The following is a 14,060-nucleotide window of genomic DNA, read 5'->3' as shown; positions in this document are numbered from 1 at the left end:
TCACTTCCTCACAACCCTGGCCACGACGGACAGGCGCCGCCCACCGGCCCCCCGCCGGGGGCCGGTGAGCGACGCCGCTCAGTGCTTACTGCTTCTGGTTGAGGCGCTTCGCGATCTCGTCGTCGTACTTCTTGGCCGTGGCGGCGTAGTCGCCGCCCTGCAGGGCGGCGGTCAGGAAGTCCTTGATCGGGTTCGGCTTGTCCTCGACGCTGGCCCAGTTCGGGGTGTTCGGGGTGATCGCGCCGACCGCGGCGGCCGACTGGGCGGCCTTGGCGAAGTCGCCGGTGATCTGGCCGTTCAGCGAGGCCTTGTTCGGGATGCTGCCGGCCGCGGCGACCGCGCCCTCGTTCTTGTCGTTGAGGGCGATCTTCAGGAAGTCCTTCGCCATGTCGGTGTTCTTGCTCTGCGACGCGATCGCCAGGTTCGAGCCGCCGAGGAACACGCCGGAGGGCTTGTCGGCGGTCTTGCCGGGGAGCGGGAAGAAGCCGATCTTGCTGGCCGGCAGGACCTCCTCCTTCGGCAGCTCCCAGCCGAGGCCGATCATGGTGCCGACGTTGCCGGCGCCGAAGACGTCCTTCTGCTGCGGGGTGGCCTCGTCCTTGTCCTTCGGACCGGTGGCCGAGTAGCCCTGCAGCTTCTTGTAGGTCTCGAAGGCCTTCTGCGCCTCGGGCGAGGACAGGCCGCCGACCCACTTGTCGCCGTCCTTCTTGGCGATCTTGCCGCCCTCGCTGGTCAGCAGGCCGAAGTAGACGTACCACTCCTGACCGGGCATGTAGATCGGGTCGGCGACGCCGGGGACGGCCTTCAGCTTCTCCAGGTCGGCGTAGAACTCGTCCAGGGTCTTCGGCGCGTCGGTCAGGTTGGCCTTGGCCCACAGGTCCTTGTTGTAGGCGACCACGCGGTTGGTCACGAACCACGGGGCGGCGTACTGCTTGCCGTCCAGGACCGCGGCCTCGTTCTGGTTGGCGGCCCAGTTGTCGCCGCCCAGGGCGGACTTGTCCTTGGTGATGTCGAGCAGGCCGCCCGAGGCCGCGTAGCCCGCGGTCTGGGTGTTGCCGACCTCCAGGACGTCGACCGAACCCTCGGACAGGGCGGCGGTGACCTTCGGGCCGATGTCGGTCCACTCCTGGGCCTGGAAGTCGACCTTCGAGCCCGGGTAGGTGGTCTCGAACTCGGTCTTGACCGCGTCGGTCCAGCCCTTCGGGGCGGAGCCGGTCATGGTCCACACCTTCAGCGTCTTGCCCTTGTACTTGTCGGCCGCCGAGGCGGACGACGACTTCGAGTCGCCGTCGCTCTTCTTGCCGTCCGAGCCACAGGCCGCCAGGCCGACGACCATTGCTGCGACGCCGACCGCCGCGATGAGCTGACGCTTCACGCCATCCTCCTGAGGGATGCCTGGATTACCCCCGTCGGGCGGCAGCGGCAGACCCGCACAAAGCGGGGGCAATGGCGCCGCGGTCCCCTTCGAACGGGTGGGGGGATTCGTAGTAACCGGCCTAGTGGTGTAGACCAGATGCCTGGAGCTTGGCCTAGACCAATGGGCCTGTCAACGGCTGTCCGACCGAACTCGACCACCCGTTATCAAGCCGACACCGCACATCGTTCATCGCGTGATGAGGTATTCGTTCCAAGCCATACATGCAACGATGTGACCCGTTGACGATGTGGCGGGGCCTGTGAAGGCCTTGCGAGAAGCGGGAGAACAGGTCCGATGAGCAGCGACGGGGGAACCACCGCCCAGGCCGACGACCCCGGGGTGAAGAACCTCCCCCCGCAGACCGGTGCCGACCCGACCGCGCGCGTCCCCAAGTACTACGGCCTCAAGCGCCACCTGCTGCAGCTCACCGAGACCCAGCCCGCCGGCACCCCGGTCCCGCCCGAGCGCGCGCTGGCCGCCCAGTTCGACACCTCGCGCACCACCGTCCGCCAGGCCCTGCAGGAGCTGGTCGTCGAAGGCCGGCTGGAGCGCATCCAGGGCAAGGGCACCTTCGTCGCCAAGCCCAAGGTCGCCCAGGCCCTCCAACTCACCTCCTACACCGAGGACATGCGGGCCCAGGGCCTGGAGCCCGCCTCCCGGCTGATCGAGATCGGCTACATCACCGCCGACGACCGGCTCGCCCCGCTGCTCGACATCAAGCCGGGCGGCCGCGTGCTGCGGATCGAGCGGCTGCGCCTGGCCAACGGCGACCCGATGGCCATCGAGGTCGCCCACCTGTCCGCCAAGCGCTTCCCCGCCCTGCGTCGCAACCTGGCCAAGCACAACTCGCTGTACGCGGCGCTGCGCGAGGTGTACGGGGTCACCGTGGCCGAGGCCGAGGAGACCATCGAGACCACCCTGGCCGACCCGCGCGAGGCCGGGCTGCTCGGCTCCGACCTCGGCCTGCCGATGCTGCAGCTGTCCCGGCACTCCTTCGACGCCGACGGCGACCCGGTCGAGTGGGTCCGCTCCATCTACCGGGGCGACCGCTACAAGTTCATCACCCGCCTGAAGCGACCGGAGTAGTCCAGGCGTTCGCAGCGGCCCGGGCGTTCGCAGTGGGCACCGGCGCGCGCGACCTGCGCGCCGGTGCCTTTCGCGTCCCGGCCCCCGATGCGTCCGGATGGCGGGAAGTTGCGCCGATCCCGGTGACATGGATCACCCCATGCTCTAGATTGCGCAGCCAATACTGACTGCCGATCACCGATGGTGCTGCTCGGCGGGCTCGCGGGGGCGTGCGACGCCGCCCGGGCTGCGGCGCCGACGGGGAGAACCCTCCGGAGCGGAGCCGAAATGCCGTCTGATCCCGATGCCTTCGACGATGTCATGACCGAGCCACCCGGGGCGCCCGTCCCGGCGGTGACGCCCGAGCGGGTGCTGGCCGGCGTCGCCCTGCTCGTGCCGATCGTCGCGATGCTGTGGGTGCCGTCCTACGACAAGGGCGACCCGGCCGTGGGCGGGGTGCCGTTCTTCTACTGGTACCAGCTGCTCTGGGTGCCGGTGTCGGCGGTCTTCACCGTCGCCGCCTACCTGCTGATCAACCGGGACGAGAAGGCCCGCAAGGCGGCCCGGACGGGCGGTGCGCGATGAAGGACGTCAACGTGCCGGCCCTCGGGGTCTTCGTCCTCTTCTTCGGCCTGGTCACCGTGATGGGCTTCCTCGCCTCGCGCTGGCGCCGCGCGGGCGACGCGGCGCACCTGGACGAGTGGGGCCTGGGCGGGCGCAGCTTCGGCACCTGGGTGACCTGGTTCCTGCTCGGCGGCGACCTCTACACCGCGTACACCTTCGTCGCCGTCCCCGCGGCGGTGTACGCGAGCGGCTCGGCGGGCTTCTTCGCGGTGCCGTACACGATCATCGCCTACCCGCTGGTCTTCCTCTTCCTGCCCCGGCTCTGGTCGGTGTCCCGGGTGCACGGCTACGTGACCCCGGCCGACTTCGTGCGCGGCCGGTACGGCTCGCGGCCGCTGTCGCTGGTGGTCGCGCTGACCGGGATCCTGGCCACCATGCCGTACATCGCCCTGCAGCTCGTCGGCATCCAGGCCGTCCTGGACGTGCTGGGCGTCGGCGGCGGGGCCAACGCCAACTGGTTCGTCCGGGACCTGCCGCTGTTCATCGCGTTCGGCGTCCTGGCCGCCTACACCTACTCCTCCGGGCTGCGCGCCCCGGCGCTGATCGCCTTCGTCAAGGACGCCCTGGTCTACATCGTGATCATCGTCGCGGTGATCTACATCCCGATCCGGCTCGGCGGCTACGGGCACATCTTCGACGCGGCCGCCCAGCACTTCAAGGCGGCCAAGGCCGGCTCGCTGACCGTCCCGGACAACAAGCAGTGGACGTACGCCACGCTGGGCCTCGGTTCGGCGATGGCGCTGTTCATGTACCCGCACTCGGTGACCGGCGTGCTGGCCTCCAAGTCCCGCAACACCGTCCGCCGCAACATGGCGATCATGCCGGCGTACTCGCTGATGCTGGGCCTGCTGGCGCTGCTCGGCTTCATGGCGATCGCGGCGGGCGTGGGCAAGGGCGTCAAGGGCTACAACGCGCAGCTCTCGGTGCCGCAGCTGTTCGCGGACATGTTCCCGGACTGGTTCACCGGCGTGGCCTTCGCCGCGATCGGCATCGGCGCGCTGGTGCCGGCCGCCATCATGTCCATCGCCGCGGCCAACCTGTTCACCCGCAACGTCTACAAGGAGTGGCTCAAGCCCGCCGCCACCCCCGCCGACGAGACCAGGATCGCCAAGATCGTCTCGCTGCTGGTGAAGGTCGGCGCGCTGGTCTTCGTGCTCGGCATGGACAAGCAGGCCGCGATCAACCTCCAGCTGCTCGGCGGCCTGTGGATCCTGCAGACCTTCGTGGCGATCGTCGGCGGCCTGTTCACCCGCTGGTTCCACCACTGGGCGCTGTTCGCCGGCTGGGCGGCCGGCATGGTCTACGGCACCTGGAAGGCGTACGGGATCGCCAGCCCGGCCACCAAGCACTTCGGCGGCAACGCGGCCGAGATCCCCGGCATCGGCGAGATCGGCTACATCGGCCTGACCGCCTTCGCGCTGAACCTGATCGTCGCGGTGGCGCTCACCCTGGTGCTGCGGGCGGTCAAGGCGCCCGACGGCCCGGACGAGACCAGGCCCTCCGACTACAGCGCCGAAGCCGGCGACGAGGGCGAGCCCAAGAGCGCGCCGGAGCCCGTAGCGGCGCACTGATTCGCGTGGTACGCGCCCTGTGATCGCGCCGCCTTCTCCGTGAACACTGGAGGAGGCGGCGCGATCATATGTATGAACAGGCGTGCACGCCGGGCACCACCAGACCGGACCGGCAACCGCCCGGAACCTGATCGACCACGGGGAGCTCGCGGCCATGGCAGAACTCGGCACCACCCTCAACGGCCAACACCAGTCCGCCCAGGACCAGCACCAGCACGGCACCGGCCAGCACCAGCACGGCAGCGCCCAGGGCCCGCACGCCACCACCCAGGGCCACCACGTCACCGCCCACCGCCCGGCGACGGCCACCCGGCTGCCGTCCGTGCTGATCGCCACCCGGCACGGCGAGTCCACCGCCAACGTCGAGTTCCGCCGGGCCGAGGCCGCCGGCGCGCTCAGCGTCCCGATCAGCTGCCGCGACGCCGACATCCCGCTGTCGCCGCACGGCCGGCGCCAGGCCAAGGCGCTCGGCCGCTGGTGGGCCGCCCTGCCCGGCGCCGACCGCCCGCGCAGCCTCTGGTGCTCGCCGTACGTGCGCACCACCGAGACCGCCCGGATCGCCCTCGCCCAGGCCACCGCGCTCGGCGCCGTCCCGGTCCCGCCGGCCGTCCGCTACGACGAGCGGCTGCGCGACCGCGAACTCGGCATCCTGGAGATGCTGCCGAAGGCCGCCATCGAGGCCGAGCACCCGCAGGAGGCGGCCCGGCGGCGCAAGATGGGCGAGCTCTACTACCGCCCGCCCGGCGGCGAGTCCTGGGCCGACGTCGCGCTGCGGGTGCGCAGCCTGCTCCGGGACGTCTGCGAGGAGGAGGCCGGCCGGCCCGTCCTGCTGGTCGCGCACGACTGCACGGTGCTGATGCTGCGCTACGCGCTGGACAGACTCACCGAACCGCAGCTCACCGCGCTCGGGCCGGTACACAACTGCTCCACCAGCCTCTGGCGCGCCCAGGACGGGCGACTGCGCCCGGACCGCTGGAACGGCGTCGACCACCTGCCGCTCGACCAGGACTGACGGTCCGTCAGCCCACGCCCGGACCGGCGAAACAGCGCCGGTACGCCAGCGGCGTGGTGCCCAGCCGACGGCCGAAGTGGTGCCGCAGGGCCGCCGCGTTGCCGAAGCCGCAGCGGGCGGCGATCGCGTCCACCGGCTCGGTGGTGGACTCCAGCAGCCGCTGCGCGAGCAGCACCCGCTGCCCGGTCAGCCAGCGGTGCGGGGTGGTGCCCGTCTCCTGCCGGAAGCGGCGGGCGAAGGTGCGCGGCGACATCAGCGCCCGGGCGGCCAACTGCTCGACGGTGGCCTCCTCGTCCAGGTGGTGGCGCATCCAGTCGAGCAGCGGCGCCAGCGACTCGCCGTCGCACTCCGGCAGCGGCCGGTTCACGAACTGCGCCTGCCCGCCCTCCCGGTGCGGCGCCACCACCATCCGGCGGGCGATCTCCCGGGCCACCTCGGCGCCCTGCACCTTGCGCACCAGGTGCAGGCAGGCGTCGATGCCGGCCGCCGTCCCGGCCGAGGTGACCACCGGGTCGTCGTCCACGTACAGCACGTCCGGCTCGACGGTGGTCAGCGGGAAACGCGCGGCCAGCTCCGCGCCGTGCCGCCAGTGCGTCGCGCTGCGGCGGCCGTCCAGCAGCCCGGCGGCGCCCAGCACGAACGCGCCGCTGCAGATCGACAGCACCCGCCCGCCGGCCGCCACCACCGCGCGCAGCGCCTCCAGCAGCGGCTCGGGGTACTGCGGGCGGACCGCCGCCGCGGTGACCACCGCGAGGTCGGCGCCGGCCAGGCGCTCGGGACCGTACGGGACGTCCACCGCGAAGCCGGCGTGGGTGGCGTGCGGGCCCGGACGGGCGCCGGCGATCGCGAAGTCGTAGCCGGGCAGCCCGTCGGCGGTGCGGTCGAGGCCGAACACCTCGCAGGCCACCCCCAGTTCGAAGGGGTGGACCTCCTCCAGCACCACCGCGACCACGTTCTTCAGCATGCCGTCCAGGATGCCCCGCCGCGGCGCCCCTGCGGAAGGCGCCGGGTGGCAGGATTTCGAGGCAATCGGTCATTCCTGCCACTCGTGGGCACCGGGCCGCCCGGCCAGAGTGGACCCATGGACAGCGACACCCTCGCCGGCGCACTCGCCCTGGCCGGAATCGTCGGCGGCTTCGGCCTGCTCGGCGTCCTGATCGGCCGCGAGGTCTCCCGCGGCCCGGCAGCCGGCCGCGACAACCACCACCGCCCCGGCGGCTACCCGGCCGACACCGCCCGCCCGGAGCGGCTTTACGGCACCCTGCCAGCCGCCTCGCTGCGCCCCTCCGCCGACCCGGCCACCCTCCCCGTCCGCTCGACCCCCGAGATCCGCACCGCGCACGGCTCCGGCACACTGACCGCATGGACTACCTCATCCGGCAAGCCCTCCCGGAGGACCTCGAGGACGCCGGCCGCGTCACCGTCGAGGCCTTCGTCGGCGGCGGCTTCACCTCGCCCGGGAGCGGCTACGTCGAGCAGCTGCGCGACGCCGGGCGCCGGGCCCGGGAGGCCGAACTCCTCGTCGCGGTCGACCCGGCCGAAGGACGGGTCCTCGGCTGCGTGACCTTCGCGGTCGGCGGCACCGCGTGGGCCGACATCGCCACCCCGCGGGAGGGCGAGATCCGGATGCTCGCCACCGCCGCCGCCTCCCGCGGCCGGGGCGTCGGCGAGGCGCTGGTGCGCGCCTCCCTCGCCCGCAGCCGCGAACTGCGCCTGGCCGGCATGGCGTTCTCCACCCGCCCGACGATGACCGCCGCCCACCGGGTCTACGAGCGGGTCGGTTTCCGGCGCACCCCCGAGCGGGACTGGGCGCCGTACCCGGGGATGGACCTGATGGTCTACGCCCTGGCGTTCTGAGGCGGCGTCGGACGGTGCGCCCGCCCCCGGACGTGAAATGACCATCCGATCGGCTCGCTGCTAGGATCCGCCGCATGACGACGGGGAGTCCGCCTAGCGGCTGGTACGAGGACCCTTCCGGGCAGCCCAACACGCTGCGCTGGTGGGATGGTTCGACCTGGACCGAGAAGGTCCAGGCCAAGCCGGGGGGCAGCGGCGCGCCCGCGAGCCCGTTCCCCGGCCATGCCGCCCAGAACGCCGCCGCGCCGACGGCCGTCAGCCCGGCCGTGCAGGTCCCGGCGCCCGCGACGCCCAGTTCGGCCGCCGCGACGCTGCCGTTGCCGCCGGCCCAGGCCGCCGCGACGCTGCCCCTGCCGCCGGCCCAGGCCGCCGGGCCGGCTCCGCAACCGCCCGGCATGCCCACTCCCAAGCCGGTCCCCACCTCGGTGGTGTTCGAGACCGTCGAGCCGGACCGCGGCAAGCGCCGGGTGCTCCTGGCCGTCGGCGCCGTGGTGCTGTCGGTCGTCATGGCCGGCGGCGGCTACTTCCTCGGCCACAAGACGGCCAAGTCCGGCCCGGCGAACGCCGGTCCGACCGCGGCGCCGAGCGCCGCCGGCGACCCCAAGAGCCCGAACGGCTTCATGGGCACCGCCCTGACCGGCGGCCAGCAGCTCCCCGGCGGGCGGCAGATCACCGGCCAGGACTCGAAGATGAACTTCATGCTGCCGCAGGACTGGCAGGTCCAGGTCGACGCCAAGGCCCCGAACGAGATCCGCTACGCGGTCAACCCGTACGCCTGCGTGGGCCACGGCAACGGGGCCTGCACCCGCGGCCTGGTCGTCCAGAACCTCCGGGTGTTCAACGGCGGCTGGTCCGACTCGAAGTCCCTGGTGCTCGGCATGGGCCAGCTGCTCTACAACGCCCGCTACGGCGCGGACGCGCCGGCCCCGCCGGAGCCGGTGAAGCAGTCGGCCGTCAAGATCCAGGGCCTGGACGGCTACCTCGCGCTGTGGCACGTCCCGATGTCCAGCGGCTCCTCCACGCCGGACGCCTACTGCGGCGTCCTGGAGGTCACGCCCGCCGCCGGGGCGACCACCGTCCCGGTGCTCCAGATCTGCCTCGACCAGGCGGCGGAGGCTCCCCCGCTGACGCTGATGGACCAGATCGCGAACTCCGTCAAGATCACTCCCTGACGCCCGGCCCTCCCGCAGGCCCCGCCCTCGCGCGGGGCCTGCGGGAGCCTTGGCGTTTCCGGCCCCGGGCCGAGCCCGCTGGGCCCCGGCCCGTATGCTGACCGCTTGAACGACTATCAGCCAAGCCCATGAGGGGCGCCGCCACGCCGTACAACCGTCGAACCGACGGCCGGGTGACGGCCGCCGACGGGCGGTGACAGAGCAGGGAACCAGCCGCTCCGGTGCGACCGGGCGGCTGTACGGGGGTTGACCGGTGGACTCCACCAACGAACACACGGCGAAGCGGACCGGCCGGAGCCGCGCGCGCCACGGGCGCGTCCTGCCCCGGGCCCGCGGCGAGCGGCGGATCGTCCGCAGGGACCTGCGCAACAGCGCCGCCCAGCGCGCCTACGTGGCGTGCGCCGAGACCGCCGGCCCACTGGCCCCCGGCGAGGCCGGCGCCGCCGTCCGCTACCGCTCGGTCTCCTCCCGCGGCGTCAAGTTCGTCATGACCCTCCTCGTGACGGCCAACGCGCTCGCCGGCCTCGTCTTCGTCGGCTGGCTGCTCCTGCCCGAACACATTCCCGGCTCCCACGTCGGCTGGTCCCCGGACTGGCGGATCAACCTCGCCCGGATCTGCTTCTGTTCAGTCATAACGGTGGAAGTGATCCGGCTGGTTCAGAACCTCGCCGTCTGGGTCTTCGCGTTCCGCGCCAAGGACCCGGTGCCGGTCACCCCGCCCCCCGGCCTGCGGGTCGCGGTGCTGACCACGATCGTGCCCTCCAAGGAGCCGATCGAGATCGTCGAACGCACCCTCGCCGCCATGCTGCGGATCGAGTACGACGGCCGGATCGACGTCTGGATCCTCGACGAGGGCGACGACGACCGGGTCAAGGAGATGGCCGCCCGGCTCGGCGTCCACCACTTCAGCCGCAAGGGCCGACCCGAGTACAACCAGGCCGAGGGCGAGTTCCGGGCCAAGACCAAGTCCGGCAACCACAACTCCTGGCGCGCCGAGCACGAGCACGGCTACGACGTGGTGGCCCAGATGGACCCGGACCACGTCCCGCTGCCCTGCTTCCTGCAGCGCACCCTCGGCTACTTCCACGACCCCGACGTCGCCTTCGTGGTCGCCCCCCAGGTCTACGGCAACATGTACGACAACTGGGTCGCCCACGGCGCCTCCGTGCAGCAGTACCTGTTCTCCGGCCTGGTCGAGCGCGGCGGCAACGGCATGGACGCGCCGCTGCTGATCGGCACCAACCACCTGTACCGGCCCACCGCCTGGCAGCAGATCGGCGGCTACCAGGACTCGATCATCGAGGACCACCTCACCAGCATGCGGATCCAGGCCTCCGTCAACCCGGAAACCGGCCGCCACTGGAAGGGCGTCTACACCCCCGACGTCCTCGCCGTCGGCGAGGGCCCGACCTCCTGGACCGACTACTTCAACCAGCAGAAGCGCTGGGCGTACGGCATCTGGGAGATCCTGCTCAAGGGCCGGCTGCGCTCCGGCATCAAACTGCGGCTGCGCCAGCGGGTGCTCTACGGCCTGGTCCAGTTCTACTACCCGAGCGTGGCGATCAACACCGTCCTCGGCAGCCTCGCCACGTCCCTCTACCTGGCCCTCGGCGTCACCTCCATCCACCTCAACAGCACCCACTGGATGGCCCTGTGGGGCGCCAGCATGGGCAGCTGGTTCGTGCTGTGGCTGTGGCTGCGCCGGTTCAACCTGGCCGCGCACGAGCGGCGCGAGATCGGCGTGGCCGGCATGGGCCTCGCCCTGTTCGCCGGCCCGGTCTACGTCGCCGCCGCGATCGCGGCGCTGCTGCGCCGCCCGCTCGCCTACGCCGTCACCGCCAAGGGCGACCTGCGCAGCGCCGAGTCGCTGTCGACGTTCCGGCTGCACCTGCTGTGGGCGGCGGTCTCGGGCGGGCTGCTCGGCGCGAGCTTCACGCTCCACCACGACATCTGGATCCTGCGGTTCTGGGCCGGGGTCAGCCTGTTCACCGGTCTCGCGCCGCTGGTGATCTCCTTCGTCAGCGGACGCCGTGAGGCCCGGGCCCAGCGGGCCGCCGCCGCCAGGGCCGCCGCCGAGACCGCCGTCACGGGCCACCTGCCCGGCCAGCGGACCGAACCGCCGCGCGCCGAACCGCCGCGCACCGAACCGCCGCGCACCGGGGCACCCGCCGGACGAGCCGTCGGGGAGGCCTTCGAAGAGGCCGTCGCCGAGGACGAGTTCGAGGAGTTGCTGGAGCCCGCCCAGGCCGGTTCCCAGGCCGGTTCCCGGACCGGCTCACGAACCGGCTCACGGACCGGCTCACGGACCGGCTCACGGACCGGCTCCCGGGCCGGCTCCCGGGCCGGGCGGGGGGCCCGCTGATGCTGCGGATCACCGTCCCCCGGATCGCCGCCCTGCTCGCCCTGGCCCTGATGGTCGGCTACACCTTCGTCCTCGCCCCCCGGCTCTCCCGTGCCCACGACCAGGACCCGTACAGCTTCGCCGGCGCGGCCCCGACCGCGATGCCGGGCTGGCTGACCAGCGCCCTGGCCGCCTCACCGGCCGCCACCGCCGGCCAGGCCGCCCCGGGCACGCCGGCGGCCACCACGCCCGCCGCGACGCCCGCCGCGACGCCCCCGCCGCCGCAGTTCCCGCCCGCCGGCGGCGCGTTCACCGGCATCATGACCAAGCCCGGCCCCTACGACCTCGGCCCGCTCGACGAGTTCACCGCCGCCGTCAAGCACCAGCCGAACGTCCTGGAGTTCTCGGTCGGCTGGTGGGACCGGAAGTTCGACCGCCGGGTCTTCGACACCGTCGCCGAACGCGGCATCATGCCGATGGTCGCCTGGGAGCCCTGGGACTACCGCAAGGAGGCGAAGGACGACAAGCTCCGCGGCGAGCAGCCGGAGTACGCCCTCTCCAACATCATCGACGGCAGGTTCGACGACTACATCAGGACCTGGGCCGAAGGCATCAAGGGCCTCGGCTACCCCGTCGCCCTGCGCTTCGCCCACGAGATGAACGGCTACTGGTACCCGTGGGCCGAGCAGGCCAACGGCAACAGGAAGGGCCAGTACGTCCAGGCCTGGAAGCACGTGCACGACCTCTTCAAGCAGGTCGGCGCCACCCGGGTCACCTGGGTGTGGAGCCCCAACGTCGACTACGAGAACGCCACCAGCCTCAACTCGCTCTACCCCGGCGACGACTACGTCGACTGGGTCGGCCTGTCCGGCTACTACGGCACCACCGGCGTCGAGAAGTACAAGTCGTTCGACCAGATCTTCCAGCCGACCATCGGGCAGATCCGCGGGTTCACCCGCAAGCCCGTGGTGATCACCGAGACCGGCGCCACCGACACCTCGGGGCTGAAGGCCCAGTGGATCACCGAGATGTTCGCGCAGCTCCCCCAGCACCCCGACATCATCGGCGTGATCTGGTACGAGGCCAGGAAGGAGGTCGACTGGCGGGTGGCCGGATCCGGCGCCGCCTCCGAGGCGTTCGCCGCCGGGGTCGCCGCGCCCCGCTACGACACGCCCTGGACCGTCCGCTCCGAGCCGGCCCTGACCGTCGCCCAGCCCGCCCCCGTGCCCACCCCCGACCCGCCGGCCTCCGCCAGCCCCCCGGCCACCAGCCCCAAGCCCCCGGCGAAGAAGCCGACCTCCCCCGCGACCCGGCCCCGGTCGAGTTCCACGCCCGCCGGGTGAGCGCGCCACCGCCCCGGCCCGCGTACCGGCCGACGACACCGCAGCAGGGAGGCGAGAGCTTCGTGACCCACCCCGTCATGCCCCGGACCTGGCGCCGCCGCCCCCGCCCGTGGTGGTGGCTCGCGCCGGCCGTCGCGATCGCCCTGGCCCTGTGCGCGGTCCTGCTCCCGCAGGACCCGCGGCAGCCCGCCCGGGCGACCACCGCCGTCACCCCGCTGCCCGCCGCCACCGCCGGGGAGATCTGCTCCACCGGGGAGAACCGCTACCCGTCGCAGGCCGTCGACTCCGGCCGCTACCTGATCAACCCCAACGAGTGGAACGCCACCGGCGGCCTCTGCATCAGCAGCACCGGCGCCGGCACCGACTTCCGGGTGACCCGCAGCGGCATCAGCCCCGCCAGCCTCACCGACCCGGACCGCGGCCCCGGCGCCTACCCGCACATCAGCACCCAGCTCCAGCCCGGCACCGGCCCGCTGCCCATCCCGGTCGGCAACCTGCGGTACGCGACCAGCAGCTGGCACACCACCCAGGTCGACAGCGGCGTCTACAACGTCTCGTACGACGTCTGGTACAGCAACAGCCGGACCAGCTGCTCCTTCACCGAGAGCGCCGAGCTGATGATCTGGCTGCGCGGCAACGGCAAGACCCCGTTCGGCCAACGCACCGGCGACCTGCAGGTCGGCGGCGCCTCCTACCGCGTGTACGAGGCGCCGAAGAAGAGCAGCCACACCCTGATCACCTACGAGACGGCCACCGGCACGACCTCCGTCACCGACCTCGACCTGCGGGCCTTCACCCGCGACGCCGTCCAGCGCGGCTACGTCCCCGCCGGGTCCTACCTGTGCGCCGTCCAGGCCGGGTTCGAGATCTGGGACGGCGGCGCCGGGCTCAGCAGCGACTCGTTCACGTTCCAGGCCGCCGCCGGCGCGCCCAGCGGCGCGATCACCTCGGCCCTGCCCGGCCTCTGCCTGGACAGCCGGGTGACGGGCGACCCCTCCGCGGTCGGCGCCGGCACCTGCGACGGCTCCGCCCAGCAGACCTGGACCATGGGGGACGACGGCTCGATCGGCCAGTCCGGGCGCTGCGTCGAGGACCCCGCCATCGGTTTCCCCGTCCTCACCGGCTGCACCTCGCGCCCCGACCAACGGTGGCGGGTGACCCCCACGGGGCAGCTCGTGAACCAGGACACCGGGCGCTGCGTCGAGAACCCGGCGGCCGCCGCGGGCACCGCCCCGGGCACCGCCGCAACGGGCGCGCCAGGGGCCGCCGCGGGGGCCTCCACGGCCCCCGGCACGGGCGCCCGGGCCCAGGTGTCGATGCGCCCCTGCGAGGCCCGTACGGCCCAGGAATGGCACCCCCCGACCTGAGCGGAGCACCGGCCAGGCCGGAGGGACCATGCCGCCGAGCGTGCCGCGCGACACAACATGTGGGGCTGCATCGGACTCACAGCACTACATGTATGCTCACTCCTGCTGTCGAAGCAGGGGAACCCGGTGCGAATCCGGGACTGCCCCGCAGCGGTGAGCGGGCGGCTCCACGAGCCCCACCCGCGAGTCCGAGTACCTGCCGACGGCGTGCGCCACGGCCCTCCCGCAGAGGCCGCGCCAGCACCAGCAGTACCCCCTCCGGGCCTCGCGGGCGGGCCGGGGAGACACCGT

11 protein-coding genes and 1 riboswitch are annotated in these 14,060 nt (G+C 72.6%); of the genes, 9 read left to right on the top strand and 2 right to left on the bottom strand.

Annotation, left to right across the window (positions count from 1 at the left end; genetic code table 11):
• Positions 1-85 precede the first annotated feature (85 nt).
• On the bottom strand, positions 86-1,375 hold the full coding sequence (locus AC0B61_RS15780; RefSeq protein WP_471741223.1) for an extracellular solute-binding protein: 1,290 nt from the start codon (positions 1,373-1,375) through the stop codon (positions 86-88).
• Positions 1,376-1,711: 336 nt separating this feature from the next.
• On the opposite strand from AC0B61_RS15780, the gene AC0B61_RS15775 reads away from it, so the two are divergent.
• The 4 genes from AC0B61_RS15775 to AC0B61_RS15760 all read left to right on the top strand — a co-directional run bounded on the left by AC0B61_RS15775 (position 1,712) and on the right by AC0B61_RS15760 (position 5,689).
• A complete protein-coding gene (locus AC0B61_RS15775) occupies positions 1,712-2,503 on the top strand; it encodes a GntR family transcriptional regulator (protein WP_471741222.1) in 792 nt (263 codons plus the stop codon).
• A 300-nt stretch (positions 2,504-2,803) separates the two neighbouring features.
• Positions 2,804-3,067 (top strand): DUF3311 domain-containing protein, encoded by a 264-nt coding sequence (locus AC0B61_RS15770; protein WP_471741220.1) that lies wholly within the window; start codon positions 2,804-2,806, stop codon positions 3,065-3,067.
• On the top strand, positions 3,064-4,677 hold the full coding sequence (mctP, locus tag AC0B61_RS15765; protein WP_471741219.1) for a monocarboxylate uptake permease MctP: 1,614 nt from the start codon (positions 3,064-3,066) through the stop codon (positions 4,675-4,677). The genes AC0B61_RS15770 and mctP overlap by 4 nt, the downstream gene beginning before the upstream one ends.
• A gap of 154 nt (positions 4,678-4,831) precedes the next feature.
• Positions 4,832-5,689, top strand: coding sequence for a histidine phosphatase family protein (locus AC0B61_RS15760; protein ID WP_471741218.1), 858 nt, complete (start codon positions 4,832-4,834; stop codon positions 5,687-5,689).
• 7 nt (positions 5,690-5,696) lie between these two features.
• Here the strand turns inward: AC0B61_RS15760 and AC0B61_RS15755 are convergent, their stop codons facing one another.
• Complete coding sequence (locus AC0B61_RS15755; protein ID WP_471741217.1) at positions 5,697-6,653, bottom strand: helix-turn-helix domain-containing protein; 957 nt, start codon at positions 6,651-6,653, stop codon at positions 5,697-5,699.
• 398 nt (positions 6,654-7,051) lie between these two features.
• Here AC0B61_RS15755 and AC0B61_RS15750 point away from each other — a divergent pair, with 398 nt between their 5' ends.
• The 5 genes from AC0B61_RS15750 (at position 7,052) to AC0B61_RS15730 (ending at position 13,769) form a co-directional block, all read left to right on the top strand.
• On the top strand, positions 7,052-7,546 hold the full coding sequence (locus tag AC0B61_RS15750) for a GNAT family N-acetyltransferase (RefSeq protein WP_471741216.1): 495 nt from the start codon (positions 7,052-7,054) through the stop codon (positions 7,544-7,546).
• A gap of 74 nt (positions 7,547-7,620) precedes the next feature.
• Positions 7,621-8,718, top strand: coding sequence for a DUF2510 domain-containing protein (locus AC0B61_RS15745; RefSeq protein WP_471741215.1), 1,098 nt, complete (start codon positions 7,621-7,623; stop codon positions 8,716-8,718).
• Between the two features lie 253 nt (positions 8,719-8,971).
• Positions 8,972-11,080, top strand: coding sequence for a glycosyltransferase family 2 protein (locus AC0B61_RS15740; protein WP_471741214.1), 2,109 nt, complete (start codon positions 8,972-8,974; stop codon positions 11,078-11,080).
• Positions 11,080-12,402 (top strand): glycoside hydrolase family 26 protein, encoded by a 1,323-nt coding sequence (locus AC0B61_RS15735; RefSeq protein WP_471741213.1) that lies wholly within the window; start codon positions 11,080-11,082, stop codon positions 12,400-12,402. Before AC0B61_RS15740 ends, AC0B61_RS15735 begins: the two co-directional genes overlap by 1 nt.
• A gap of 62 nt (positions 12,403-12,464) precedes the next feature.
• Positions 12,465-13,769, top strand: coding sequence for a GH12 family glycosyl hydrolase domain-containing protein (locus AC0B61_RS15730; RefSeq protein WP_471741212.1), 1,305 nt, complete (start codon positions 12,465-12,467; stop codon positions 13,767-13,769).
• 88 nt (positions 13,770-13,857) lie between these two features.
• Positions 13,858-13,987: riboswitch (cobalamin riboswitch) on the top strand.
• Positions 13,988-14,060 lie beyond the last annotated feature (73 nt).

Source organism: Kitasatospora sp. NPDC023385, from assembly GCF_055664045.1.
Note: the sequence above shows the minus strand (reverse complement) of the source record. Positions and strands in the feature narration are given on the sequence as shown.